Origin of the sequence: Pseudoalteromonas sp. SM9913, from assembly GCF_000184065.1 — a bacterium.
GTDB classification, from domain to species: domain Bacteria; phylum Pseudomonadota; class Gammaproteobacteria; order Enterobacterales; family Alteromonadaceae; genus Pseudoalteromonas; species Pseudoalteromonas tetraodonis.
Genome location: NC_014803.1, coordinates 2,525,544 through 2,547,717, shown reverse-complemented (window position 1 = coordinate 2,547,717; position 22,174 = coordinate 2,525,544). Strand labels below are relative to the sequence as shown.

The 22,174-nt window shown below is 39.7% G+C and carries 24 protein-coding genes; 20 read left to right on the top strand and 4 right to left on the bottom strand.

Going from position 1 to position 22,174, the window contains the following annotated elements; genetic code table 11:
* Window positions 1–138: 138 nt before the first annotated feature.
* The gene (gene metK / locus PSM_RS11695; RefSeq protein WP_013465687.1) at window positions 139–1,290 is read right to left on the bottom strand and encodes a methionine adenosyltransferase; all 1,152 of its coding nucleotides are present in this window, start codon (window positions 1,288–1,290) and stop codon (window positions 139–141) included.
* 265 nt (window positions 1,291–1,555) lie between these two features.
* Here metK and tkt point away from each other — a divergent pair, with 265 nt between their 5' ends.
* The 9 genes from tkt to PSM_RS11650 all read left to right on the top strand — a co-directional run bounded on the left by tkt (window position 1,556) and on the right by PSM_RS11650 (window position 11,978).
* Window positions 1,556–3,547 (top strand): transketolase, encoded by a 1,992-nt coding sequence (gene tkt / locus PSM_RS11690; protein ID WP_013465686.1) that lies wholly within the window; start codon window positions 1,556–1,558, stop codon window positions 3,545–3,547.
* Between the two features lie 435 nt (window positions 3,548–3,982).
* Window positions 3,983–4,297: a pyrimidine/purine nucleoside phosphorylase gene (gene ppnP / locus PSM_RS11685; protein ID WP_013465685.1), complete on the top strand. Its 315-nt coding sequence runs from the start codon at window positions 3,983–3,985 to the stop codon at window positions 4,295–4,297.
* 189 nt (window positions 4,298–4,486) lie between these two features.
* Window positions 4,487–4,843, top strand: a complete 357-nt coding sequence (hpf, locus tag PSM_RS11680) for a ribosome hibernation-promoting factor, HPF/YfiA family (protein ID WP_013465684.1) — start codon at window positions 4,487–4,489, stop codon at window positions 4,841–4,843.
* Between the two features lie 141 nt (window positions 4,844–4,984).
* Window positions 4,985–6,217, top strand: coding sequence for an NRAMP family divalent metal transporter (locus PSM_RS11675; protein WP_020476945.1), 1,233 nt, complete (start codon window positions 4,985–4,987; stop codon window positions 6,215–6,217).
* Between the two features lie 144 nt (window positions 6,218–6,361).
* On the top strand, window positions 6,362–6,805 hold the full coding sequence (locus PSM_RS11670; protein ID WP_013465682.1) for a hypothetical protein: 444 nt from the start codon (window positions 6,362–6,364) through the stop codon (window positions 6,803–6,805).
* A gap of 76 nt (window positions 6,806–6,881) precedes the next feature.
* The gene (locus PSM_RS11665) at window positions 6,882–7,076 is read left to right on the top strand and encodes a hypothetical protein (RefSeq protein ID WP_236613515.1); all 195 of its coding nucleotides are present in this window, start codon (window positions 6,882–6,884) and stop codon (window positions 7,074–7,076) included.
* Between the two features lie 23 nt (window positions 7,077–7,099).
* Window positions 7,100–7,555, top strand: a complete 456-nt coding sequence (locus PSM_RS11660; protein WP_013465680.1) for a GNAT family N-acetyltransferase — start codon at window positions 7,100–7,102, stop codon at window positions 7,553–7,555.
* Window positions 7,556–7,745: 190 nt separating this feature from the next.
* Window positions 7,746–9,194 carry a KAP family P-loop NTPase fold protein gene (locus PSM_RS11655; RefSeq protein ID WP_013465679.1) on the top strand — a complete coding sequence of 483 codons (1,449 nt, stop codon included), beginning with the start codon at window positions 7,746–7,748 and terminating at the stop codon, window positions 9,192–9,194.
* On the top strand, window positions 9,195–11,978 hold the full coding sequence (locus PSM_RS11650; protein ID WP_013465678.1) for an NACHT domain-containing protein: 2,784 nt from the start codon (window positions 9,195–9,197) through the stop codon (window positions 11,976–11,978).
* Window positions 11,979–12,120: 142 nt separating this feature from the next.
* Here the strand turns inward: PSM_RS11650 and PSM_RS11645 are convergent, their stop codons facing one another.
* From PSM_RS11645 to PSM_RS11635, 3 genes are read right to left on the bottom strand one after another with little or no spacing between them, the layout of a single operon-like run.
* Entirely contained in the window at window positions 12,121–13,308 is a 1,188-nt protein-coding gene (locus PSM_RS11645) for a vWA domain-containing protein (RefSeq protein WP_013465677.1), read from the bottom strand.
* 1 nt (window position 13,309) lies between these two features.
* Window positions 13,310–14,158: an AAA family ATPase gene (locus PSM_RS11640; protein ID WP_013465676.1), complete on the bottom strand. Its 849-nt coding sequence runs from the start codon at window positions 14,156–14,158 to the stop codon at window positions 13,310–13,312.
* 54 nt (window positions 14,159–14,212) lie between these two features.
* Window positions 14,213–14,437, bottom strand: a complete 225-nt coding sequence (locus PSM_RS11635; protein WP_008110327.1) for a DUF1653 domain-containing protein — start codon at window positions 14,435–14,437, stop codon at window positions 14,213–14,215.
* A 61-nt stretch (window positions 14,438–14,498) separates the two neighbouring features.
* On the opposite strand from PSM_RS11635, the gene PSM_RS11630 reads away from it, so the two are divergent.
* The 11 genes from PSM_RS11630 to rpoS all read left to right on the top strand — a co-directional run bounded on the left by PSM_RS11630 (window position 14,499) and on the right by rpoS (window position 22,130).
* Window positions 14,499–14,972, top strand: a complete 474-nt coding sequence (locus PSM_RS11630) for a DUF2947 domain-containing protein (protein WP_013465675.1) — start codon at window positions 14,499–14,501, stop codon at window positions 14,970–14,972.
* 70 nt (window positions 14,973–15,042) lie between these two features.
* The gene (locus tag PSM_RS11625; RefSeq protein WP_013465674.1) at window positions 15,043–15,675 is read left to right on the top strand and encodes a hypothetical protein; all 633 of its coding nucleotides are present in this window, start codon (window positions 15,043–15,045) and stop codon (window positions 15,673–15,675) included.
* A gap of 35 nt (window positions 15,676–15,710) precedes the next feature.
* Complete coding sequence (ftsB, locus tag PSM_RS11620) at window positions 15,711–15,998, top strand: cell division protein FtsB (protein ID WP_013465673.1); 288 nt, start codon at window positions 15,711–15,713, stop codon at window positions 15,996–15,998.
* The gene (gene ispD, locus PSM_RS11615; protein WP_013465672.1) at window positions 15,988–16,689 is read left to right on the top strand and encodes a 2-C-methyl-D-erythritol 4-phosphate cytidylyltransferase; all 702 of its coding nucleotides are present in this window, start codon (window positions 15,988–15,990) and stop codon (window positions 16,687–16,689) included. The genes ftsB and ispD overlap by 11 nt, the downstream gene beginning before the upstream one ends.
* Window positions 16,686–17,168, top strand: coding sequence for a 2-C-methyl-D-erythritol 2,4-cyclodiphosphate synthase (gene ispF / locus PSM_RS11610; RefSeq protein WP_013465671.1), 483 nt, complete (start codon window positions 16,686–16,688; stop codon window positions 17,166–17,168). Before ispD ends, ispF begins: the two co-directional genes overlap by 4 nt.
* The gene (gene truD, locus PSM_RS11605; RefSeq protein ID WP_013465670.1) at window positions 17,165–18,214 is read left to right on the top strand and encodes a tRNA pseudouridine(13) synthase TruD; all 1,050 of its coding nucleotides are present in this window, start codon (window positions 17,165–17,167) and stop codon (window positions 18,212–18,214) included. Before ispF ends, truD begins: the two co-directional genes overlap by 4 nt.
* Window positions 18,195–18,959, top strand: coding sequence for a 5'/3'-nucleotidase SurE (gene surE, locus PSM_RS11600; protein ID WP_013465669.1), 765 nt, complete (start codon window positions 18,195–18,197; stop codon window positions 18,957–18,959). The genes truD and surE overlap by 20 nt, the downstream gene beginning before the upstream one ends.
* Window positions 18,949–19,587 (top strand): protein-L-isoaspartate(D-aspartate) O-methyltransferase, encoded by a 639-nt coding sequence (locus PSM_RS11595; protein ID WP_013465668.1) that lies wholly within the window; start codon window positions 18,949–18,951, stop codon window positions 19,585–19,587. Before surE ends, PSM_RS11595 begins: the two co-directional genes overlap by 11 nt.
* 9 nt (window positions 19,588–19,596) lie before the next feature.
* Window positions 19,597–20,175 carry a YqaA family protein gene (locus PSM_RS11590; protein WP_041695763.1) on the top strand — a complete coding sequence of 193 codons (579 nt, stop codon included), beginning with the start codon at window positions 19,597–19,599 and terminating at the stop codon, window positions 20,173–20,175.
* A gap of 41 nt (window positions 20,176–20,216) precedes the next feature.
* Window positions 20,217–21,041 (top strand): peptidoglycan DD-metalloendopeptidase family protein, encoded by an 825-nt coding sequence (locus tag PSM_RS11585; RefSeq protein WP_013465666.1) that lies wholly within the window; start codon window positions 20,217–20,219, stop codon window positions 21,039–21,041.
* A gap of 117 nt (window positions 21,042–21,158) precedes the next feature.
* The gene (gene rpoS, locus PSM_RS11580) at window positions 21,159–22,130 is read left to right on the top strand and encodes an RNA polymerase sigma factor RpoS (protein WP_008110338.1); all 972 of its coding nucleotides are present in this window, start codon (window positions 21,159–21,161) and stop codon (window positions 22,128–22,130) included.
* The last annotated feature ends 44 nt before the right edge of the window (window positions 22,131–22,174 follow it).

Genomic DNA, 22,174 nt, shown 5'->3' with positions numbered 1-22,174 from the left:
TTTTATCCCTAACACGCTTTATTGTATAAGCAGAGTATATACCTAAAATGTTAAACAGTTCGAGACTGTTTTATGACTAACTTGATACACATAGCAAAACGGCCCTAAAAAGGGCCGTTTTAATATTAGCTAGGTGGCTTACAGGCCAGCTGCTGCGCGAAGTGCGTCTGCTTTATCTGTGCGTTCCCATGGGAATTCATCACGGCCAAAGTGGCCGTAAGCCGCTGTTGGAAGATAAATAGGGCGCTCAAGATCAAGCATTTGAATCAGGCCGTAAGGGCGTAAGTCAAAGTGTTCACGAATAAGTTCGATTAAACGCGCTTCTTCTAATTTACCTGTGCCAAATGTTTCAACACTGATAGATGTTGGCTCTGCAACACCAATAGCATAAGACACCTGAAGTTCACACTTGTCAGCAAGGCCAGCAGCAACAATGTTTTTAGCAACATAACGTGCAGCATAAGCCGCTGAGCGGTCAACTTTTGATGGATCTTTACCAGAGAAAGCACCACCACCGTGACGAGCCATGCCACCGTAAGTATCTACAATGATTTTACGACCAGTTAAACCACAGTCACCCATTGGTCCACCAATTACAAAACGACCTGTTGGGTTAATGAAAAACTTAGTTGCGCTAGTAATAAGCTCAGCAGGAAGTACCGGCTTAATAATTGTTTCCATTACCGCTTCTACTAAGTCATTTTGCGATACATCTTCGCTGTGCTGAGTAGAAAGTACAACGGCATCAATGCCTACTGGCTTGCCATTTTCGTATGCAAACGTAACCTGTGATTTTGCATCTGGACGCAACCAGTTAAGCTCGCCGCTTTTACGTACTTGTGCTTGGCGTTGTACTAAACGGTGAGAATAAGTAATTGGAGCAGGCATTAATACTTCAGTTTCGTTACATGCGTAACCAAACATTAAGCCTTGGTCGCCAGCGCCTTGCTCTTCAGGGCTTGTACGGTCAACACCTTGGTTAATGTCAGGAGACTGTTTACCAATCGTGTTTAAAATTGCACACGAATCGGCATCAAAGCCCATATCTGAGTGTGTGTAACCAATTTCACGTACTGTTTTACGTGTAATTTCTTCGATATCAACCCATGCGCTAGTCGTGATTTCACCACCAACCATAACCATACCGGTTTTAACGTAAGTTTCACACGCTACACGGGCATGAGAGTCTTGCTCTAGGATAGCATCAAGTACCGCATCAGAAATTTGATCGGCGATTTTATCCGGATGACCTTCAGAAACAGATTCAGAAGTAAATAAATGTTTTGCCATTGTAATTATGCTCACAAATATTGCGCTTCACAAACGTCGGTATTAGCGCTAAAAAATTAAGGCGCGTATTTTATCTAAAACAAATGAACTTGCATAGTTTTTTTACGCCTAGACGTCTAAATAAAATATCTAATAGTAAATGGTTCTTAAAAAATATTCATAATGCCCTATTTTTATGGGTTTTTAATTGCACACAGCCCCCACAATAAGTAAGAATGGGGATAAATAAATACCCGCGCAAATACATATAAAGGTAGGAGAATTCATGCCATCTCGCAAAGAACTTGCAAATGCTATTCGCGTCTTGTCAATGGACGCAGTACAAAAGGCCAAATCTGGTCACCCTGGAGCCCCTATGGGCATGGCTGATATCGCAGAAGTATTATGGCGCGATTATCTAAAACATAACCCAACAAATCCAGAGTGGGCTGACCGAGATCGATTTATACTCTCAAATGGTCACGGTTCAATGCTAATTTATTCTCTACTGCATTTAAGTGGTTATGACTTGCCACTGGACGAAATTAAAAACTTCCGCCAAATGCATTCTAAAACACCAGGCCATCCAGAATATGGATACGCGCCAGGAATTGAGACCACTACGGGCCCATTAGGTCAAGGGATCACAAATGCGGTAGGTATGGCGATTGCTGAAAAAGCATTAGCAGCGCAGTTTAACCGTGAAGGCCACGACATTGTTGATCACCACACGTATGCGTTTATGGGTGATGGTTGTTTAATGGAAGGTATTTCTCATGAAGCATGCTCACTAGCCGGTACATTAGGCCTAGGCAAATTAGTGGCATTTTGGGATGACAACGGCATTTCAATCGACGGTGAAGTTGAAGGTTGGTTTAGTGATGATACCCCAGCACGTTTTAAAGCATACGGCTGGCATGTAATTAGTGACGTTGATGGCCATGATAGCGATGCAGTAAGTGCAGCAATTGCAGAAGCTAAAAGCGTGACTGATAAGCCAACACTAATTTGTTGTAAAACTATTATTGGTTACGGCTCACCTAATAAATCAGGTAGCCACGATTGTCACGGTGCACCACTAGGTGATGACGAAATTAAAGCGTCTCGCGAGTTTTTAGGTTGGACGGGCGATGCATTTGAAATCCCTGCAGATATTTATGCACAGTGGGATAACAAAGAAAAAGGCCAACAGCTTGAAGCAAGCTGGGACGAAAAATTTGCCGCATATGAAAAAGCATACCCAGAGCTAGCAGCAGAATACAAACGCCGTACACATTCAGAATTACCAGCTGACTGGGCTGAAAAATCACAAGCGTACATTGAAGAGCTGCAAGCAAACCCTGCAAACCCTGCATCGCGTAAAGCGTCGCAAAATGCATTAAACGCATTTGGCCCGTTACTACCTGAATTTATGGGTGGTTCTGCCGATTTAGCGGGTTCAAACTTAACAATTTGGGATGGCTCTAAAGGCTTAACTGCTGATGATGCAAGTGGTAACTACATTTACTACGGTGTACGTGAGTTTGGTATGTCGGCCATTATGAACGGTATTGCACTGCATAAAGGCTTTATTCCTTACGGTGCAACGTTCTTAATGTTTATGGAATACGCACGCAACGCGGTACGTATGGCTGCATTAATGAAGCAACCAAGCATTTATGTATACACGCACGATTCAATTGGTTTAGGTGAAGATGGTCCAACTCACCAACCAGTTGAGCAAATTGCGAGCATGCGTTTAACGCCTAACCTATACAACTGGCGCCCATGTGACCAAGTTGAGTCAGCAATTGCATGGCAACAAGCTATTGAACGTAAAGACGGTCCTACATCATTAATCTTTACTCGCCAAGGCTTAGAGCAGCAAGTTCGTGATGCCCAGCAATTAAGCGACGTTAAAAAGGGTGGTTACATCTTAAGTTGTGACGGCAATCCAGAGCTTATTTTGATTGCAACGGGTTCTGAAGTACAGCTAGCGCAAGACTCTGCGAAAGAGCTACGTGCGCAGGGTAAAAAGGTACGTGTTGTATCTATGCCATGTACTGATGCGTTTGAAGACCAATCGCATCAGTACAAAGAAAGCGTATTACCAGCAAGCGTTTCACGTCGCGTAGCGATTGAAGCGGGTATTGCTGATTACTGGTACAAGTATGTAGGCCTAAATGGCGCCGTAGTTGGTATGACCACCTTTGGTGAGTCGGCACCAGCTAACGAGCTATTTGAATTCTTCGGCTTCACCGTAGAAAACATCGTTAACAAAGCAAACGCATTGTTTTAAGCGACTGCTTTAACATTTAAAAGCCCGCCCTGTGTATAGCAGGGCGGGCTTTTTTATGAGCTGTACTTTTATCACTTCTCTAAAGCGTAGTGTCTCATCGCCCTCTTTGTGCACAAATCATTAAAAATTAATTTGAACAAAGAGAAGCGAATGAGAAGAAAATGAGGCAATACAAAAACCAAATTAAAAAATTAGTTTAGCTGTTTGATTACTTCTCTAAAGCAAAGCGTCACATAGCCCTCTTTGTGCATAAATTACTAAAGACTCTGTTCGAAACTCGCAGCCCGTTGCTCGAAGCATATCTCTCTATAAAGTCGTTCTTTTTTAACCTTTTGGATTTTAGATGAGTAATTTTCACAGCACTTAACTTGCAAGGTTTTTATGTATCAGGCACTGTGGGGGTAACAAAATTATAAATTAACAACAGGAGTTAACATGCCAAAGTTCGATAACGTTAGTGTGGTTAAAAAAGCCAATGTGTACTTTGATGGCAAAGTATCAAGCCGTACTGTGCTTTTAGGTAATGGTGAAGCGAAAACCTTGGGTTTTATGCAACCCGGTGAATTTGAGTTTAATACCAACCAAAAAGAGTGCATGGAATTACTTGCAGGGCAGTGGGATGTGTTACTACCTGGTGAAAGCGAATGGCAAACATTTAACGCGGGCGAGTCATTTAATGTTGATGCTAATGTGAGCTTTCATGTAAAAGTAAGTGATTTTGCAGATTATTGTTGTTCATACACCGATTAATTTGTTGGTTGATTAAATTATCAACACCTCTAAAGGCCGCTTTAAAGCGGCTTTTTGCATACTTAATGCTAAATGAATGATCTAAATCAGGTGGGGTAATAAATAATTGCGTAATTTTCATTTTTTCTCTTGTGTTAATTCGTTTAGCCCCCAATACTAACTATGAGGTAACAAATAAAAGGATACCCTATGAAAATTAATCTTTCTGGTCACCATGTTGACGTTACTGATTCTATTAAAGAACACATTAACGAAAAGTTCTCAAAAGTCGCGAGCCATTTTCCATCATTGATATCTCTAGATATTATTCTTTCAAAAGAGCATCATAAGTTCCAAGCAGAAATTAGCACAAATTATGAAGGTGCGCGTATATCGGTAAAAGGGGAAAACGAAGTTATGTATCCTGCTATTTCCAGCGCAGCTAAAAAACTCGATGCCGCACTAAAGCATCGTAAAGGGCAAATAAAAGCGAACTTACATGAAAAGCCTGTAAGTACCACACCAGAAATAGCACATGAAATCATCCAAGAGATGGATTTAAATTAATAACTAACAGCGTGTTATTTTAAAAAGAGCCTAAGGGCTCTTTTTTATTGCCTGTAAATTAGGTAAGTTATGCATTCACACAGTTTATTAATGATAAAAATTAATAATAAAAGCACATAACACACCAAATTTGAGAAGTTAATGCAGTACACACAAAGCACATGGAAGTCTCGGTTAGGGGCGCTCGGCCCAGGTATTTTAATGGCAACCGCTGCCATTGGTGGCTCACACTTGGTGGCCTCTACTCAAGCAGGCGCATTATTTGGCTGGCAGCTATTTTGGCTTATTGTGGTGGTTAACGTTTTAAAGTACCCGTTTTTTCGTTTTGGTATGGAATACACACTCGCCACCAAAAACAGTTTAGTAGAAGGGTATAAAAACCAAGGGCCTGGCTATTTTTACAGTTTTATTGCCCTCAATATTATCGCCGCTGTGGTAAATACCGCGGGCGTATTGCTGCTTACGGCGAGCTTATTACACTACGCATTACCTATTAGCATTCCTGTTACCTTATTGTGTTGGGTAATATTGGCCGTGTGTTTAGTTATATTATTACTGGGGCATTTTAAAGCGCTCGATAACGTAGCAAAAGTAATTATGGGGCTACTTACTATAGCAACCATCACTGCATTGGTTATTGCTATAAATAACGGCCCAGTAGCGCCTGTAAACTACGCTGGCCCCTCACCGTATGAACTTGCCATGTTAGGCTTTATTGTTGCCTTAATGGGCTGGATGCCAGCGCCTATTGAAATATCGGCACTGAGCTCTTTATGGCTTAAAGAAAAACAAACTCAGCAAAGTGTGACTAAAAGCCAAGGTTTATTCGACTTTAATTTAGGTTATTGGTTAACCGCAGGGCTTGCGCTGGTATTTTTTAGTTTAGGCGCGTTAGTGCAATATGGGCAAAGCAGTAATATAGAGCTTGGCGGTGTAGCCTTTGCTAAACAGCTGATTGATATGTATGCACTTACTATCGGTGAATGGGCAAGGCCTTTGGTATCAGCCATCGCGTTTTTGTGTATGTTTGGCACCACACTCACCGTACTTGACGGCTACGCCCGCACACTTAACGAATCACACAAATTACTTGGTTTTAAGCAATCTAAACACAGCTTAAATACGTGGCTTATACTGCAAGCATTGGCCGGTATGGCGGTTATTTTATTTTTTAAATCAGCCCTTGGCCCTATGCTTACCTTTGCAATGACGCTTGCTTTTGTAACCACACCGGTTTTTGCATGGCTTAACTTCAGCCTAGTGCGCTCAGAGCCCGCGATTAAACACAGTCTACTTTTGCGTAGCTTAACGTGGTTAGGTTTAGTGTACTTGGTTGGTTTTGCTGTAGCGTTTGTGGTTTGGAAGTTGATGTGATTTTATTTTCGAGGTTCGAGGTTCGAGGTTCGAGGTGAAAGGTGCCAATCAAACAACCTCTGCATAAATGTCGACTAGTGTGGACCACGATAGCCTGCGGTGGGCGAGAATTAGCCTGTCAAAAGTAATAGCTAGGTGAAAAAGATGATCATACTTGAAAGCCAAGTATTTAAGACAATCCCTAAGTCTCCAGAACAGAGCTGTATCTTTTTAAATAATACGCAAACAGATAAAGTTGTTGATGGTACTTATTTGGAACTTTGTATTAAAGCAGGTTGTAAATACCTTGTCTTTATGACGGATGACACTCCTTACGAGGATATGCTTCATATCCATCTTTTGAATGAGCACCTTGATATTGTTGATTCAGCTACGATTGGTAGCATGTATTCAACGGGATTTTTTAGAAATTATAATATTCAAAACTCGAACACGTTAACTTTTCATTTTATTGGCGATGCTAAATGGAAAATAGAAATACTAGATAGCAAGGAATTCTTATTCCCTCTTGTTTCTTCACTTAAAGGAGTTTCGAGAAAGAATATTTTTTATCAATATTTTAAAATTTATAGCACCCCTTCGTTATAAACCTTGTAACTTTAAATTGTCCTAGGTAATCATTATTTTATGTTTAATCTACAAGATGGAAACTATGATATTTAATATGCTCATTACAGACAACTTCGCATCATTTAATGGTGAGGATAAAGAAGTACATATTTTTATTGATAGTTTTGATAATCAAAAGTTTGAAATGCGAATAGGGGACTTAGAACACTCGAAACCACTCGGTAGTGTTATCGCTTTTACTGATGATGAGTTAAATATAAAGTTATTAGCGCTTTATATTAGATATTAATACACAAAAAAAATGAGCTGTAAATGGAAATAAGAACAGGCGAGCTTTCAAACCCACACGTTATAAAACTATTACAAACGCATCATAACGATATGCTAAATCACTCACCTGTTGAGAGCGTACATGCACTTGATGTGAGTAAACTCACTCAGCCTGAGATAACCTTTTATAGCTTATGGATTGATTGTAATTTAGCTGGTGTTGGTGCATTAAAAGCGCTCAATACAACTCATGGCGAAATTAAATCAATGCGTACATCAAGTAACTATTTACGCCAAGGCATAGCGGCTAAGCTACTTACGCATATTATTGAGCAGGCAACACTGCGAGGTTACAAAAAGCTAAGTTTAGAAACTGGAACAGCAGAGGCATTTGTACCCGCACAAAAGCTCTACGCCCAATATGGTTTTAAAGAGTGTGAACCGTTTGGGAATTATGAGCTAGATCCGTACAGCTTATTTATGAGTAGAGGGCTTTAAATCTAATAAATCATTTTTACTAAAAATCATTATTTAGGCTTTTCAATTTCGAATATACGAACTAATTAAATCAAGGAAAGGTGTAAGTAACTGAAATTTTTATATTAGAATTAACTTAGAATTCCTAATTTTGATATAGTTAAGTTTTATCATATAAGTCAGTTTTTACTAAAAGAAAGGGATTGTTTAAATGACGTTAAAACATAGCCATAACGATCAGGCAACGGCTGAAACTTGTCAGTTTTTAGGAACAGAATCTTTTGTCAAAACAGTAGCTGAAGATATTAAAAACTCAGAGAGTCCGCGTACAATTGCTATTACAGGGTATTGGGGGAGTGGAAAAACGTCATGTTTAGCTGGAGTATATAAAGAATTAACAGGAACTAGCCCTACTGAGATTGCTGGCAATAAAACAGAGCAAAAAGGACAACATATTGGAATATGGTTTGAAGCTTGGCGATATCAAAATGAAGTTTCGCCAATAGTTGCATTATTACATTGTATTAAAAGCCATTTTTCATCAAGTAAGAAGTTTGTTGATGGTGCAGGTAAGTTAGCTAATATCTCGATACTTGGTGCCTTAACTGTGTTTGATGGTGTTATAAAACAAGCTACAGGTTTGTCTGGGTTTAATAAAATAAATGATATTGGTGAGAAATACGAAAAAGATAATTTATTAAGTCGCTTAGCAACAGATCAAATAAATGATGCGTTAACTCAGGCGGTACGTGCATTATTGGGTAAAAGAAAAGAAAAACTTGTAATTTTTATTGATGACTTAGATCGTTGTGAACCAGAAAATGCTTATAAATTGCTTGAGGGATTGAAGTTATATCTTAGCATACCAAATTGCACAGTTGTTCTCGCGATTGACCAGCAGCAAATTGAGAGGTTTTTACAGAAACAGTTTATTAACTTAATGTCGGAGAGGAAAAGCGAAATTGACAGTCAATATAGCTACCTCGGTGTTGAATATTTAGAAAAGCTATGTCAAGAAGCTTATCGTTTACCCATTCCTAATCAAAAACAAAAATCAGACTTTTTTATATCCCATCTAAAGTTGTTGTTTGAGGATGAAAATGGCTCTACCGTTATTGCGGATTTAAACGAAATACTGAAAAGCTATGATGTTTTGCCGGCTAACCCTAGGCGGTTAAAAATGATCTCTAATAAACTCGCAGGCTATTTAAGAAAAGTTGATGGATCAAATGTAAAGGGTGTTATTAATGAAAATTGTTCACTTTTTAAAGAGTTTAATAACATAATAGAGCCAAAAAGATCGGAGTCTTTTGCTGCTATAGCTCTCATTATTTCTAGCCTTTCAGTAAGTTACAGGAGAATATACGAAAGTATTGAATTAAGAGCTGATGCAGCTAGGGATATTTTTGACTTTGTTACATCAGAAAAAGGTACTAATTATAGTACTCCTAGCTCTGCATTCTATGAATTAAATAAGGATCATCGTACTACTGATGTTCAAGCAAAATATGAGCACCCAAGTGATCTAAGTATCTTCAAATTAAAGCCTTTATTTGATGAGGTAACAGGTCTACATGTTTATACTCAATCTACACCTAAGACTATTAGCGAAATTATGCATCAATTTGTTAACTACTTTAACCATAATCAGGTGAACTAAATGTGGACACAACAATCTGTGGATCTGTTTTCTGGAATTGTACCTAAGTTTATAGACCCAATAGTTAGTGATTTTAAGGATCTAGAAAAATCACCACTGTATCGTTATTTAGACCAATTTTTAAAAGAAGAGCGCTATTTAGATAACCAAGGCTTAGCTTTAGATGATAGCGATGGTGACAAAAAGTTAGTTCACATTGATGAACTTTACGTTATACCAAAACTAAGCAAAACCCGTTTTACAGCTGAATATTTAGCGAAAATTGATGGAGATGATAAAGCGACAAAGTCTTTGCCTCTAAATAGTGTCGCTGATTTAATAGTTGAAAACCCAAGAACAGTCTTGTTGGGTGATCCGGGAGTTGGTAAAAGTACATTAATAAAATGGCTGGTTTGTTCACTGTGCCATTGGAGTGACAATTATGCAAAAAAACGCTTAGGCCCGCTTTTCCCTCTTTTACTTACTGTACGTAAATTATCACAAGTAAATTTATCTGAGCTATCAAATGAAGAATTCATAAATTTAATATTTATGCAGCAAGGTGATGCTCTCTCTAATTTGATATTAAATGAGAAGAACACTAAAAACAGTTTTTTTGATTTATTAACTACTGGACAAGTTTTCTTTTTAATTGATGGCTTGGATGAAATTTCTTACGAGTTAACAAGTTGGCTTGCTAAGCAAATTAAGCAATTATTGCGTGAGTATCCTAAAACAAGACTTTTAATGACCAGCCGTATTGTTGGTTTTAATAATCAGAGCTTTTGGTATGAAAAAGATATAAGAAGTAAATTTATAAAGGCAGATACCCCTTTAAAATACAGTATTGAACAATTCAGAAAAGAAATGATAGCCAATATCAGCGCGGATAATGAGTTAAGTAACGATATGGAAGTCTCTTTGGATAAAGCTCTAAATTTACCCACTATTTTATATCTGGCACCTTTTTCTCCAGAGCAGAGAAGGGCATTTTCAGAAAACTGGGTAAAAAAATACTTACCTCCTAAAATGGAGCTAAGAAAAGAGTTTATTGAAAATATCACTAATATTAGTGCTCAATTAATTCAGATAAATGCTTTATCGAGAATACCTGTATTGCTTAACTTAATTTGTTTTATTCAATGGCGTAGAGGTCGATTACCTCACGGTAGAGCTGAGTTATACCAGAGAATTGTTGGAACATATCTAGAGTCAATGGATAAAGCTAGAAGGTTAGAACACAAACTAAGTCATGAATATGACTACCAGGATATTAAGAACTGGCTCTCTAAGCTTGCCTATTTTATGCATGCAGGAGACTTATGCTTACCGGACAAAAACATAGTCTCATTTGATGAAGCTGAATTAGAAGAAGCTAGAGAATGCCTACCGAAACCAAATCTCAATAGCAGTTTTTTTACAGTAAAAGAATCGCAATTAAAGCTATTTTTAGAGTTACAGCTATCTGAAATAATAGATGTTGATTCATTATCTGAACATAGTAATAACTTGGTCGATTATTTACAAAATAGAACAGGCTTTTTAATACCCAAAGGTGTAGAAGATGGAGAAAATGTATTTGGCTTTAGTCATTTATCATTCCAAGAATATTTTTGCGCCTACTTCATAAGTTTAAATTTAGATACGTTACAGGATAATAAGAGTGGTTTTCAGTCCCTCGTGAATAGTACGTATGAAGCGGCTTGGAAAGAAATTTGGGTTTTGGTTTTTGAAGAATTATCTACACAAGGGAAGAGCCGAAAAGAAATAGGAATTTTTTATGATAAAGTTTTTGATAATGTTCATTTTTCAGGTTTAAAGTTATTCTATGAAAATATAATCTTTCTTTTACAAAAAGAATTTATAGATAATACAGCAATTAAATTACCTTTAAAAAAAGAAAGGAGCCTAGAGTTAGAGCTTCTGAAAGCGATTTATACTAAAAGCAGATGCGAGACTTTAGCTGCTATTTTATCAGTTGACGAAAAGGTCGAAAATGAGAGTGAGCTAGTTCGACTTTTAAAAAATGAAAAAGAGATAACTATTTACTTTAACAGATTGAAAAGCTTTCTTTGGTTACAAGAGCTTTCAGAGATAAAATCCCTTACACTTTGCGACTTTCATAGTTTCGACGATTTCCATGAAATAAAGGATATCAATTTTAAAAATTTAGTAAGTATTAACTTTAATGGCGAGTTTGAAAGTATACCCCATTTCAGAGTTTGTGATTATGTTACAGAGCTAGCCATTAAATCTCGGGAGCTTAAGTTTTTACCAGACTTTCGAAGCTTTAATAAATTAAAATCGCTCAGTTTGTCTCATATTAAATCAGGTGACCTATTGAATGATATAACTAGTAAAACATTAACCTCCCTGCATTTAAGCAATACAGATTTAACTGAGGTTAAATTCGGAAAAAACATTGAAAATTTAGATAACATATCAATAATTTTTGCTAATGAGATTAAAGACTTTACCTTTGTAACAGACTTAAAGAACTTAAAATGCTGTAGTGTATTAGCTTCAAGAATAAACGGATTTAGAGGTATAGATAAGTTAAAAAACCTTACGAGTTTGACCATATCACATTGCAATATTAACAGTAATGTTGATTGGTGTTTGCTAGGTAGGTTAAGTAAATTAGAAGAGCTAGACTTTACTATCGATGGTATTGAAGATATTAGTTTTCTTTACAAACTCAAAAGCTTGAGGTTTTTAATTGTAAATACGAAGAAAAAAATAAGCGAAACTAAGGGGCTGGTTTTAAAAGATTTAAAATCTAGAGGTGTAATGGTTCATATGTAAATGAGCTCTAGCAGTCTAATTCAGATGTTTTAGTTTTTACTTATGTCATACTCCAGTATTTACATAGAGTATATATCTAGATACTGGGCTTTCAGTATAAATAATAAAATGTTAATAACACTTTTAATATTTATACTGAAAATTAACTCAGCTCTTTTATAGCGCTACTTATCCCATCCAAGCTCAGCGGGTACATGCGGTTGTTCATTAGCTGCTTTATAAAATCAATTGATTGATAGTACGGCCAGTGTTCAACCGGTTGTGGGTTGAGCCACGCGACTTTATCAAAGTGATTTGTGATTCGGTTCAACCATGCACTGCCGGGTTCTTCATTCCAATGTTCTACTGAGCCGCCAGGATAGGCAATTTCATACGGGCCCATAGTGGCATCACCAACAAATATAACTTTGTAGTCGCTGGTAAATTTGTTGATCAGCGTCATGGTGTCAATAACGTTTGAGTGGCGGCGTTGGTTATCTTGCCACACGTTTTCGTATAAACAGTTATGGAAGTAGTAAAACTCAAGGTGTTTAAATTCGCTGTGGGCGGCGCTAAATAATTCTTCGCAGGTATGAATGTAGTCATCCATTGAACCGCCAATATCAAACAGCATCAATACTTTTACCGCGTTGTGGCGCTCGGGGGCCATTTTTACATCCAGCATGCCGCCTTGCTTGGCGGTCGCGCGAATAGTCTCGTTTAAATCAAGGGTGTCGCTTGCGCCAGTACGAGCAAATTTGCGTAGTTTTTTAAGTGCCAGCTTTATGGTACGAGAGCCAATTTCGCGGTCAGAATCTAGGTTACGGTATTCGCGCTTATCCCACACTTTTACCGCTTGGCGATTGCGGTTGCCGTCTTGACCAATACGCACACCTTCAGGGTTATAACCATACGCACCAAAAGGCGAGGTACCGCCAGTGCCGACCCATTTATTGCCGCCTGCGTGGCGTTTTTGCTGTTCTTCTAAACGCTCTTTTAGGGTTTTCATTAGCTCGTCGAGCCCGCCCATGGCTTTTAGTTGGGCTTTTTCTTCATCACTTAGATGCTTTTCAAACTCTTTACGCAACCAATCTTCAGGTAAGTTGTGTTGTTGTTTTAAGCTTTCGAGCAGGTCTAAGTCGGCAATACCGCTAAAGTAATCGCTAAAGGCTTTATCGAACCGGTCAAAATGGGTTTCGTCCTTTACCATAATAGTGCGCGCTAAATGATAAAACGCGTCTACATCAGCAAATATAACGCCTTGTTTTAAAGCGTTAATTAAATCGAGTAGTTCGCGCAGGCTCACAGGCAAGCGGTATTTACGTAGCGTGAAAAAAAATTGTACCAACATGTTAGCGACGGCTCATAAACGCGAGCTTTTCGATTAGGCTTATGTCTTGCTCGTTTTTAAGTAACGCGCCAAACATCGGCATTAAGCCGCCTTTTTGCGCTTTGTCGTGCAGGGTTTTTGCGTCTATATCTTCAGCCATTAATAGTTTTAACCAATCCAGTAACTCGCTGGTGGATGGCTTCTTTTTAAGGCCGTTGGCTTCGCGTAAGTTAAAAAATACTTCTAGCGCTTGGCGAACTAAATCTTGTTTAACATGCGGGTAGTGCACATCAATAATTTGCTGCATTTCGTCGCTATTTGGAAAATCAATATAATGGAAAAAACAGCGACGTAAAAACGCATCAGGCAGCTCTTTTTCATTGTTTGATGTGATGATCACAATAGGGCGCTCTTTAGCCACAATACGCTCACCGGTTTCGTATACATGAAATTCCATTTTATCGAGTTCGAGTAGTAAATCGTTTGGAAACTCAATATCGGCTTTGTCTATTTCGTCAATCAGGAGTACTGGGCGTTTTCCGTTTAGTTCAGCGTACATGAAGGCTTGCCACAGCTTACCTTTAACTATGTAGTTACTAATATTATGAACGCGCTCATCACCTAGCTGGCTGTCGCGTAGGCGTGATACGGCATCGTACTCGTACAAACCTTGCTGCGCTTTAGTGGTTGATTTTATATGCCACTGAATAAGCCCTGTATCTAAACTTTTTGCCAGCTCTTCAGCCAACATGGTTTTACCTGTGCCCGGCTCGCCTTTAATTAAAAGCGGCTTTTGCAGCATAATAGCGGCGTTTACGGCCTGTTTTAATGCTGAGCTTGCGATGTAATTATCAGTAGAATTAAATTGCACGGGTTATCCTTTGTCTGGTCTGAGCAGTAATCATTATGCGTTATAATGCCATAGTTAATCGGCTTCACCAAGGTAGGCAAAACGGGCGATAGTTTTACCGTCTTTTTCTACGGTTTCAGTAAACATACTTAGTGGGCGTGCCCATATGCCGTATTCACCGTATAAGGCTTGGTAAATAACCAATTGCTCGTTGGTTTCGCTGTGAGTCGCCACATGCATAACTTTATATTGCGGGCCTTTGTAGTGTTGATATAAACCCAGTTTTAGTGCTGTAGTCATAGTCTGTTATCTTGTATAATTTGCCTTCGCTTTTTATTATGCCAAAGAATACGCCAATACTATGAATTATATTTCTCTTGATGATTACAAAAAAGCCTGGGTATTTCGCCACAAAGATATTCCGGTTTCAGATATTGATGCAGCTAATATTAAACCGATGACCAGCGAGCGTGCTGCAGTGCTATGGACAACCATGGTGAGTCGTGAACATGATCATCCTGACTTTTTTGATAAAACCGATTGGTGCGCGCAAGAGCAAAACTTTAGCCAAGAAGTAAATTGGGAAGACGCATGGGAAAGCGAAGATCCCCAATTTCCTGACGCTATTTTAAACCACCTAGACTGGCAGGCTAACACCACCGTTTATTTTTGTATGGCGCGCGATAATATTATTGAAACGAGCTTTGATGTGTTTAAACGCAACTGGCAAAACTTTATGTTTTTAGCCGATGGCAGTTTATTAATTGGAAAAAAACGTAATACTGTTGTGCAATTTTTAGAATCAGGCATTGCGAAATTAGGCGAAAAGCCCTAACAATCGGTGCTTAAAAACTGTGCATTACTGTGTTATAAAACATCTATTAAGGTGTTTTTGAGTACAGCGATTGGTCGATAAAAATAAGCAGTTTGACACAAATCAGCAAGTTGAAATGTGGCAAACTGATGCACAAAAAGTGCTTTATGCACAATTATGTAATGCCTTTTATCAGCGAGAGGTGCAACGCTTAGTTGCTGAACCTAATGGTGATCGTTTACGCAGGCAATTAAAAAGCCTGCCTTATTACATTGAACGTGCCGCAACACGGGTGGCTAATGCAACATCGCCTTTTACGCTCGATGCGCAAAATGGTGGGTGGCTTGAAAAGCAAAAACCAACTCCGCCAGAAGTTAATTCTTCAGCGAATGAACTTTTTTATCAAGTCTATGCCAAAGTTGGGCTGATTATTCCTGTATTATTACAAAATCACGGCCAAATTCGGGTTAGAATAGACAGCATTGACCAAGTAACTAAAACACAGGTTCATTGCAATGAGCTTGGCTGGTTTGATTTTTTAGGTCAAGGGCTTGAGCAGCAAAGTGCGCAATTACTCAAACCCAACAAAGCAACGCTTGCTGCGGCGTGTTGTGGCCACCAGTGGCAGTTTTCAAAGCGCAGTACGCCACGGGTATTATCGTTACGGGAAATGTTATTGGCTGCCAATATTAATTGGCGCAATGTTAAGCGGCCATTGGCGTAAAGCTTACAATTCAAAATTAAAATAAGGAGTGTTTAATGCGATTTTTTCAATTTGGCTTGTTGTGCTTAGCACTTTTTATTCAGTATAGACTTTGGTTTGGCCATAATGGTGTGCAAGACTACACCCGTCTAAAAAATGCGGTAGCATCGCATCAACAAACAAACGAAAAGCTGATCAAGCGTAATAAAGTATTAAAAGCGGATATAGAAGATTTAAAGCTCGGCCTTGAAGGTATTGAAGAGCGTGCCCGCAACGAATTAGGAATGATTAAACCGGACGAAACCTTTATTCGTGTTTTACCGGCTCAACACCATGACAAATAAATTTACTATTGCAGCTATTGTTCCTGCCGCAGGTGTTGGCAGCAGAATGCAACACACAACACCAAAGCAATATATTTACTTAGCAGGGAAAACCATTTTAGAGCACACGCTCGCTAAGTTATCGCAGTTACCGCAGTTAAACTCTATAGTGGTGGCTTTGAGCGAAACCGACCCTTACTTTGACGACCTTACGCTATCTGATCCTCGCATCGTGCGTGCTATTGGCGGTAAAGAGCGTGCAGATTCAGTATTAAACAGTTTATTGTTTTTAGCTGCCAATCCACCGACTTGGGTTTTGGTGCATGATGCAGCAAGACCTTTAGTTGATATTGCTGATATAGAGCGCCTAATAGCACAGTGCATGCAGGCTGATGAAGGCGGCATTTTAGCCAGCAAAGTAAAAGACACCATAAAACGAGGGCAAAGTCATGCGCAGCAAACAGTGCCTCGTGATGATTTATGGCAAGCACTTACGCCACAGCTTTTTAAATATGACGAGCTCAAAACAGCACTGCAAAATGCGTTAGCCAATGGGGCAATTATTACTGATGAAGCCAGTGCAATGGAGTGGGCAAATAAGCCGGTAAAGCTGGTAGCAGGGCGTAGTGATAATATTAAAATTACCACCCCAGAAGATTTAGATTTAGCTGGCTTTTTACTGCAAAAACAAAATAATGAGAGTGCAACATGATACGAATAGGGCATGGTTTTGACGTGCATAAATTTGGAGGCCAAGGGCCTTTAACTATCTGCGGCGAAAAAATTGATTATCCACAAGGCTTTTTAGCACACTCAGATGGTGATGTAGCTATTCATGCCTTATGTGACGCTATTTTAGGATCATTAGCGCTGGGCGATATTGGTAAGCATTTTCCGGATACGGCCAGTGAATATGAAAATATTGATAGCCGTATTTTACTTCGCCATGTAGTGAACCTAGCCAAGCAACAAGGTTATGTATTGGGCAATGCGGATGTAACTATTGTGGCACAAGCACCAAAAATGCTGCCGCACATCCAAGCCATGCGAACCAATCTTGCCAGTGATTTAAATGCCGAGCTTTCACAGGTAAATGTAAAAGCTACCACTACCGAAAAACTCGGTTTTGAGGGGCGTAAAGAAGGAATTTCAAGCCATGCCGTGGTCATTATGAGCAAACAAAACGCATGAGCGAATTAAATTATTTATATGGCGCGCCGCTTTCCAAAGCCGACTTTAAAACCACCGCAGAAGACTTTATGGTTGATGAGGATCTCGGTATAGAGTTTACCGGCAGTGGTGAACACGTGTGTTTGCAAGTGGTTAAAAAGGGTGAAAACACCCAATATGTTGCCAAGCTGATTGCACAAAAAGCGGGTGTATCGCCACGTGATGTAAGCTATGCCGGTATGAAAGACCGCCATGGAGTATGCTCGCAGTGGTTTAGCGTAAAAGTACCGATTAAAAAGCATATTGATTTTACTGAGCTGAACAGTGAAAGCGTGTTTGTGGTATCGCAGCAGCGCCATGAGCGAAAATTGCGCACTGGTTGCCATAAAGGAAATAGATTTACTATTACCTTGCGCAATGTAACCGAGCCGCTTGATATTTTATGCCGTATAAACGCGGTACGCGCAGGTGTGCCTAATTATTTTGGTGAACAGCGCTTTGGCCGTGATGGACACAACCTAGTGATGGCCGAAAAGATGTTTGCCGGTGAGCGTATTCGCGATAAAAAGCTGCGAGGCATTATTATTTCTGCTGCGCGTTCACATGTGTTTAATCAAATTGTTAGTTTACGCGTGGCTGAGCATGGCCTTGCTAAAACCATGCACCGCGAAGTATTTATGCTCAGTGGCAGTAATGCATTTTTTGAAGATGCGATAAGTGATGAAAATATTGCACGGCTTGCTTCTGGCGATATTATGATGTCGGCGCCCATGGTGGGCAAAAGTGAAAAAGGCTTAACCGAACAAGAAAAAACATGGTTGGCACCGTATCAAGCATGGTGTGATGGCTTAGGTGAGTTAGGGCTTAAAAACGAGCGCAGAATGCTGCGTTTAATCCCCCAAGATCTAAGTGTAGAAACACTTGATGAACGCACATTAAAACTCAGCTTTGGTTTACCCAAAGGCTGCTTTGCAACGGCTTTACTGCGCGAACTGGTTGATTATACTGACGCCAGTCCTCGCGAGCGAAAAGAAAAGGATAACGCAGATGAAGATTCTATTAAGTAATGATGATGGTGTTAATGCCAAAGGTATTGCTGTTTTATACCAAGCATTAACACAAATTGCTGAGGTAACGCTGGTTGCGCCAGATAGAAATTGCAGTGGCGCAAGTAATTCACTGACGTTAATGAATCCGCTGCGTGCCACAACGCTCGACAACGGATTTATGTCGGTAAACGGTACACCCACTGATTGTGTGCACTTAGGTGTTAATCAATTAGTGGATGAAAAACCCGATTTGGTTGTTGCCGGTATCAATCATGGCGGTAATTTAGGCGACGATACACTTTACTCTGGTACAGTTGCTGCGGCGACTGAAGGTCGTCACTTGGGCTTACCAGCAATTGCAGTATCTTTGTGCTCTCATCATGGTGAGCATTTTGAAACAGCGGCAGCCGTTACTGTAAATATTATTAAAGGGCTTGCCTCACATCCGCTGCCGAAAGATCAGATCATTAATATTAATGTTCCCGATATTCCGCTCTCTGAGCTCAAAGGCGTTCAGGTAACTCGTTTAGGGGCTCGTCACAAAGCAGAAACCATGACCAAGCAAACCGATCCATGGGGACGCGATATTTTTTGGTATGGTTCTTTGGGTACAGAAAGCGATGCCGGTGAAGGCACTGATTTTTATGCTATAAATAATGGCTATGCATCAGTCACCCCATTGAGCGTTGATATGACCGCTAAAGACAGTATCAAAGCTGTGGGAGAGTGGTTAGCCGAGTTGGAGATTAACCGTGCTGGCTAATTATACCCGCAGTGCACAAGCGCTTTCAGACTTATTACAGCGAGATGGCGTAGAAGATAAAGAGGTTTTAAAAGCAATAGCGCAAATTCCTCGGCATATTTTTATTGATGATGTACTCAAACACAAGGCGTATCAAAATACCGCGCTACCTATAGGACAAGGGCAAACTATTTCTCAGCCCTATATTGTTGCGCGCATGACCGAGCTAATGCGACTAGCCGGTGTGCAACATAAGGTGTTAGAAATAGGCACCGGGTCGGGCTATCAAACCGCGGTACTGGCTAAAACCTTTGATAAGGTGTATTCGGTTGAGCGTATAAAAGCTTTGCAATGGCAAGCAAAGCGTCGATTACATCAGCTCGATTTATATAATGTCACTATGAAACACGGTGATGGTTGGCAAGGATGGCAATCGCAAGCGCCATTTAATGGCATTATTGTAACGGCTGCGGCAACGATTATCCCTCCAGAACTACTCGCACAACTTGCAGATGGAGGCGTATTACTTGCCCCCATTGGTGAGGTAGAACAAAAATTAACCATGGTTATTCGCCAAGGCGATAGCTTTACAGAGCATGTAATTGCGCCAGTAAGATTTGTACCTTTGGTCCCTGGCGATATTGAATAGGAATTCATTTTGAAGTTGTTTACCAAGTTATATGATATGGCCTTAGTGTGGGCTAAGCATCGCCATGCAGAACGTTATTTAGCAGGGATGAGCTTTGCCGAATCGGTTTTTTTTCCGGTGCCACCCGATGTAATGTTAGCGCCTATGTCGCTGGCACAACCGAGTAAAGCATGGCGATTTGCAAGCTTTGCTACCGTAGCTTCTGTGCTTGGCGGCGTGCTAGGTTATCTACTAGGGTTTTGGTTATTTGAACCTGTTGTAGAGCCTTTTATTGCACAAATGCAATGGCAAGATAAATTTAATACGGCACTTGCATGGTTTAAAGAGTATGGCGTATGGGTGGTATTTTTAGCCGGGTTTTCGCCTATTCCTTATAAGGTATTTACTATTGGTGCAGGGGTATTACAAATGGCGTTTTTACCTTTTATTATTGCCTCAGGTATTGGGCGTGGCGCGCGTTTCTTTTTAGTATCTGCTTTAATGAAATGGGGCGGAGTTAAAATGGAACAAAAATTACGCCAATATATTGAAGTACTTGGCTGGGCAGTGGTTGCTTTAATCGCTGTTGCGTACCTATTGTTGCGATAATCGCCATAATATAATGATATTAAAACAGAGGGCAAAACACATTGAATAAACAAATACGCTGTTATGTTGCTTTATTTATTAGTGTTTTGCTCTGTGCATGCTCGTCTCGCCATGTTCCCGCACCGGTAAGCAGTTTAAATAATAATATTAATGACTATCCCTCACGGATTAATATTAACGGCGGAAAATACACAGTACAAAAAGGCGATACACTTTACTCGATTGCTTTTAGTGCCGGAAAAGATTTCAGGGAGCTTGCAAAAAACAATTCAATTGCATCACCTTACATTATTGTTCCTGGTCAGGTTGTTTCTCTTTTAGAACCAAGCAAGCCAAGGGTTACAGCAAAAACGAATCAAAAACACCCAGCTAAAAAGCCATCTAATTTACAAAAAAGTAACAAAAAATCAAAGAAAGAGCTTGATAAGCCGAAAAAACGAAGGTATGTTCAAAAACAAGCTAACCAAAAAATTAGCAAGTCTCAAGGTTCTACAAACAGAAAGTTGAGTTGGTTTTGGCCTGCTAAAGGTAAAATAATCCAACGCTTTTCTAACAAGGAAAATGGTTATAAAGGCCTACAGATTGCTAATAAAAAGGGGTCGGCAGTATTCGCCGCTGCTCAAGGAACGGTAGTCTATGCGGGTAGTGCACTAAGAGGTTACGGTAATTTAATTATATTGAAACATAATGATGATTACCTAAGTGCTTATGCACATAACTCAAAGTTACTTGTTAAAGAAAAGCAAACAGTGAAGGCGGGACAAAAAATAGCAGAAATTGGTAATTCAGAGTCTTCAGTAACGGCACTTCGTTTTGAAATTCGTTATCGAGGAAAAGCTGTTAACCCTGCTAAATACCTACCCTGAACTAAAGGTGTTGATTGATTGTTCTGGAGAAGGCTCATGGCTAATACAGCAAAAGCTAATAAAACGACTACAGACCTTAATCATAAAGTTATTGATAGCTTGCTCAGGAGAAGTCTTATGGCTGATGTAGCAAAAGCTGAGAAAACCCCCACTGATGATAAGTTTGACGATTCAAAAGTTGAAGATCCAACGCAACTACTTGATGACGTGGAAGATGAAGACGTATTTGTTAAAGAAGAAGTCACTAAAAACCTCGACGCCACTCAGTTATACCTAGGCGAAATTGGTTTTTCCCCTCTATTAAGTGCCGAAGAAGAAGTCTTTTTTGCACGAAAATCGCTTAAAGGCTGTGAAGCTTCCCGTAAACGCATGATTGAAAGTAACTTACGCTTGGTTGTGAAAATTGCGCGCAGGTATAACAATCGTGGGCTTGCTCTACTCGATTTAATTGAAGAAGGTAACTTAGGACTCATTAGAGCGGTTGAAAAGTTTGATCCTGAACGTGGTTTTCGATTTTCTACTTATGCTACATGGTGGATACGTCAAACCATTGAGCGGGCGATAATGAATCAAACGCGTACTATTCGTTTGCCTATTCATGTTGTTAAAGAGCTTAACGTTTATTTACGTACAGCACGTGAGCTAACGCAAAAGCTTGATCATGAGCCTACCGCAGAAGAAATTGCAGAAAGCTTAGATAGACCGGTCGAAGACGTTACTAAAATGCTACGCCTAAATGAAAAAATAGCCTCTGTAGATATGCCCATTGGTAGCGAGAATGACAGTGCATTATTAGATGTGATAGCCGATGAAAAAAATGTAGGCCCTGAAGGTGAAGTACAAAACAACGATATGAATACGCATATTATTGACTGGTTAGGTGAGTTAAACCCTAAGCAACGCGAAGTACTGGCACGTCGGTTTGGTTTACTAGGCTATGAACCCTCAACCCTTGAAGATGTTGGCCGTGAAATAGGCTTAACCCGTGAGCGAGTTCGCCAAATACAGGTTGAGGCGCTACGTCGGTTAAAAGATATTTTGCAACAAGAAGGCTTAAGTACCAAAAGCTTATTTGAACAGTTCGCTTAATCTAAACACACAGAAAAATGAATATAGCCCGGCTTTTTTAAGCC

Coding starts and splice junctions, on each gene's coding strand:
- metK (WP_013465687.1), bottom strand. CDS start 1,290: ATGGCAAAACATTTATTTACTTCTGAATCTGTTTCTGAAGGTCATCCG.
- tkt (WP_013465686.1), top strand. CDS start 1,556: ATGCCATCTCGCAAAGAACTTGCAAATGCTATTCGCGTCTTGTCAATG.
- ppnP (WP_013465685.1), top strand. CDS start 3,983: ATGCCAAAGTTCGATAACGTTAGTGTGGTTAAAAAAGCCAATGTGTAC.
- hpf (WP_013465684.1), top strand. CDS start 4,487: ATGAAAATTAATCTTTCTGGTCACCATGTTGACGTTACTGATTCTATT.
- PSM_RS11675 (WP_020476945.1), top strand. CDS start 4,985: ATGCAGTACACACAAAGCACATGGAAGTCTCGGTTAGGGGCGCTCGGC.
- PSM_RS11670 (WP_013465682.1), top strand. CDS start 6,362: ATGATCATACTTGAAAGCCAAGTATTTAAGACAATCCCTAAGTCTCCA.
- PSM_RS11665 (WP_236613515.1), top strand. CDS start 6,882: ATGCTCATTACAGACAACTTCGCATCATTTAATGGTGAGGATAAAGAA.
- PSM_RS11660 (WP_013465680.1), top strand. CDS start 7,100: ATGGAAATAAGAACAGGCGAGCTTTCAAACCCACACGTTATAAAACTA.
- PSM_RS11655 (WP_013465679.1), top strand. CDS start 7,746: ATGACGTTAAAACATAGCCATAACGATCAGGCAACGGCTGAAACTTGT.
- PSM_RS11650 (WP_013465678.1), top strand. CDS start 9,195: ATGTGGACACAACAATCTGTGGATCTGTTTTCTGGAATTGTACCTAAG.
- PSM_RS11645 (WP_013465677.1), bottom strand. CDS start 13,308: ATGTTGGTACAATTTTTTTTCACGCTACGTAAATACCGCTTGCCTGTG.
- PSM_RS11635 (WP_008110327.1), bottom strand. CDS start 14,437: ATGACTACAGCACTAAAACTGGGTTTATATCAACACTACAAAGGCCCG.
- PSM_RS11630 (WP_013465675.1), top strand. CDS start 14,499: ATGAATTATATTTCTCTTGATGATTACAAAAAAGCCTGGGTATTTCGC.
- ftsB (WP_013465673.1), top strand. CDS start 15,711: ATGCGATTTTTTCAATTTGGCTTGTTGTGCTTAGCACTTTTTATTCAG.
- ispD (WP_013465672.1), top strand. CDS start 15,988: ATGACAAATAAATTTACTATTGCAGCTATTGTTCCTGCCGCAGGTGTT.
- ispF (WP_013465671.1), top strand. CDS start 16,686: ATGATACGAATAGGGCATGGTTTTGACGTGCATAAATTTGGAGGCCAA.
- truD (WP_013465670.1), top strand. CDS start 17,165: ATGAGCGAATTAAATTATTTATATGGCGCGCCGCTTTCCAAAGCCGAC.
- surE (WP_013465669.1), top strand. CDS start 18,195: ATGAAGATTCTATTAAGTAATGATGATGGTGTTAATGCCAAAGGTATT.
- rpoS (WP_008110338.1), top strand. CDS start 21,159: ATGGCTGATGTAGCAAAAGCTGAGAAAACCCCCACTGATGATAAGTTT.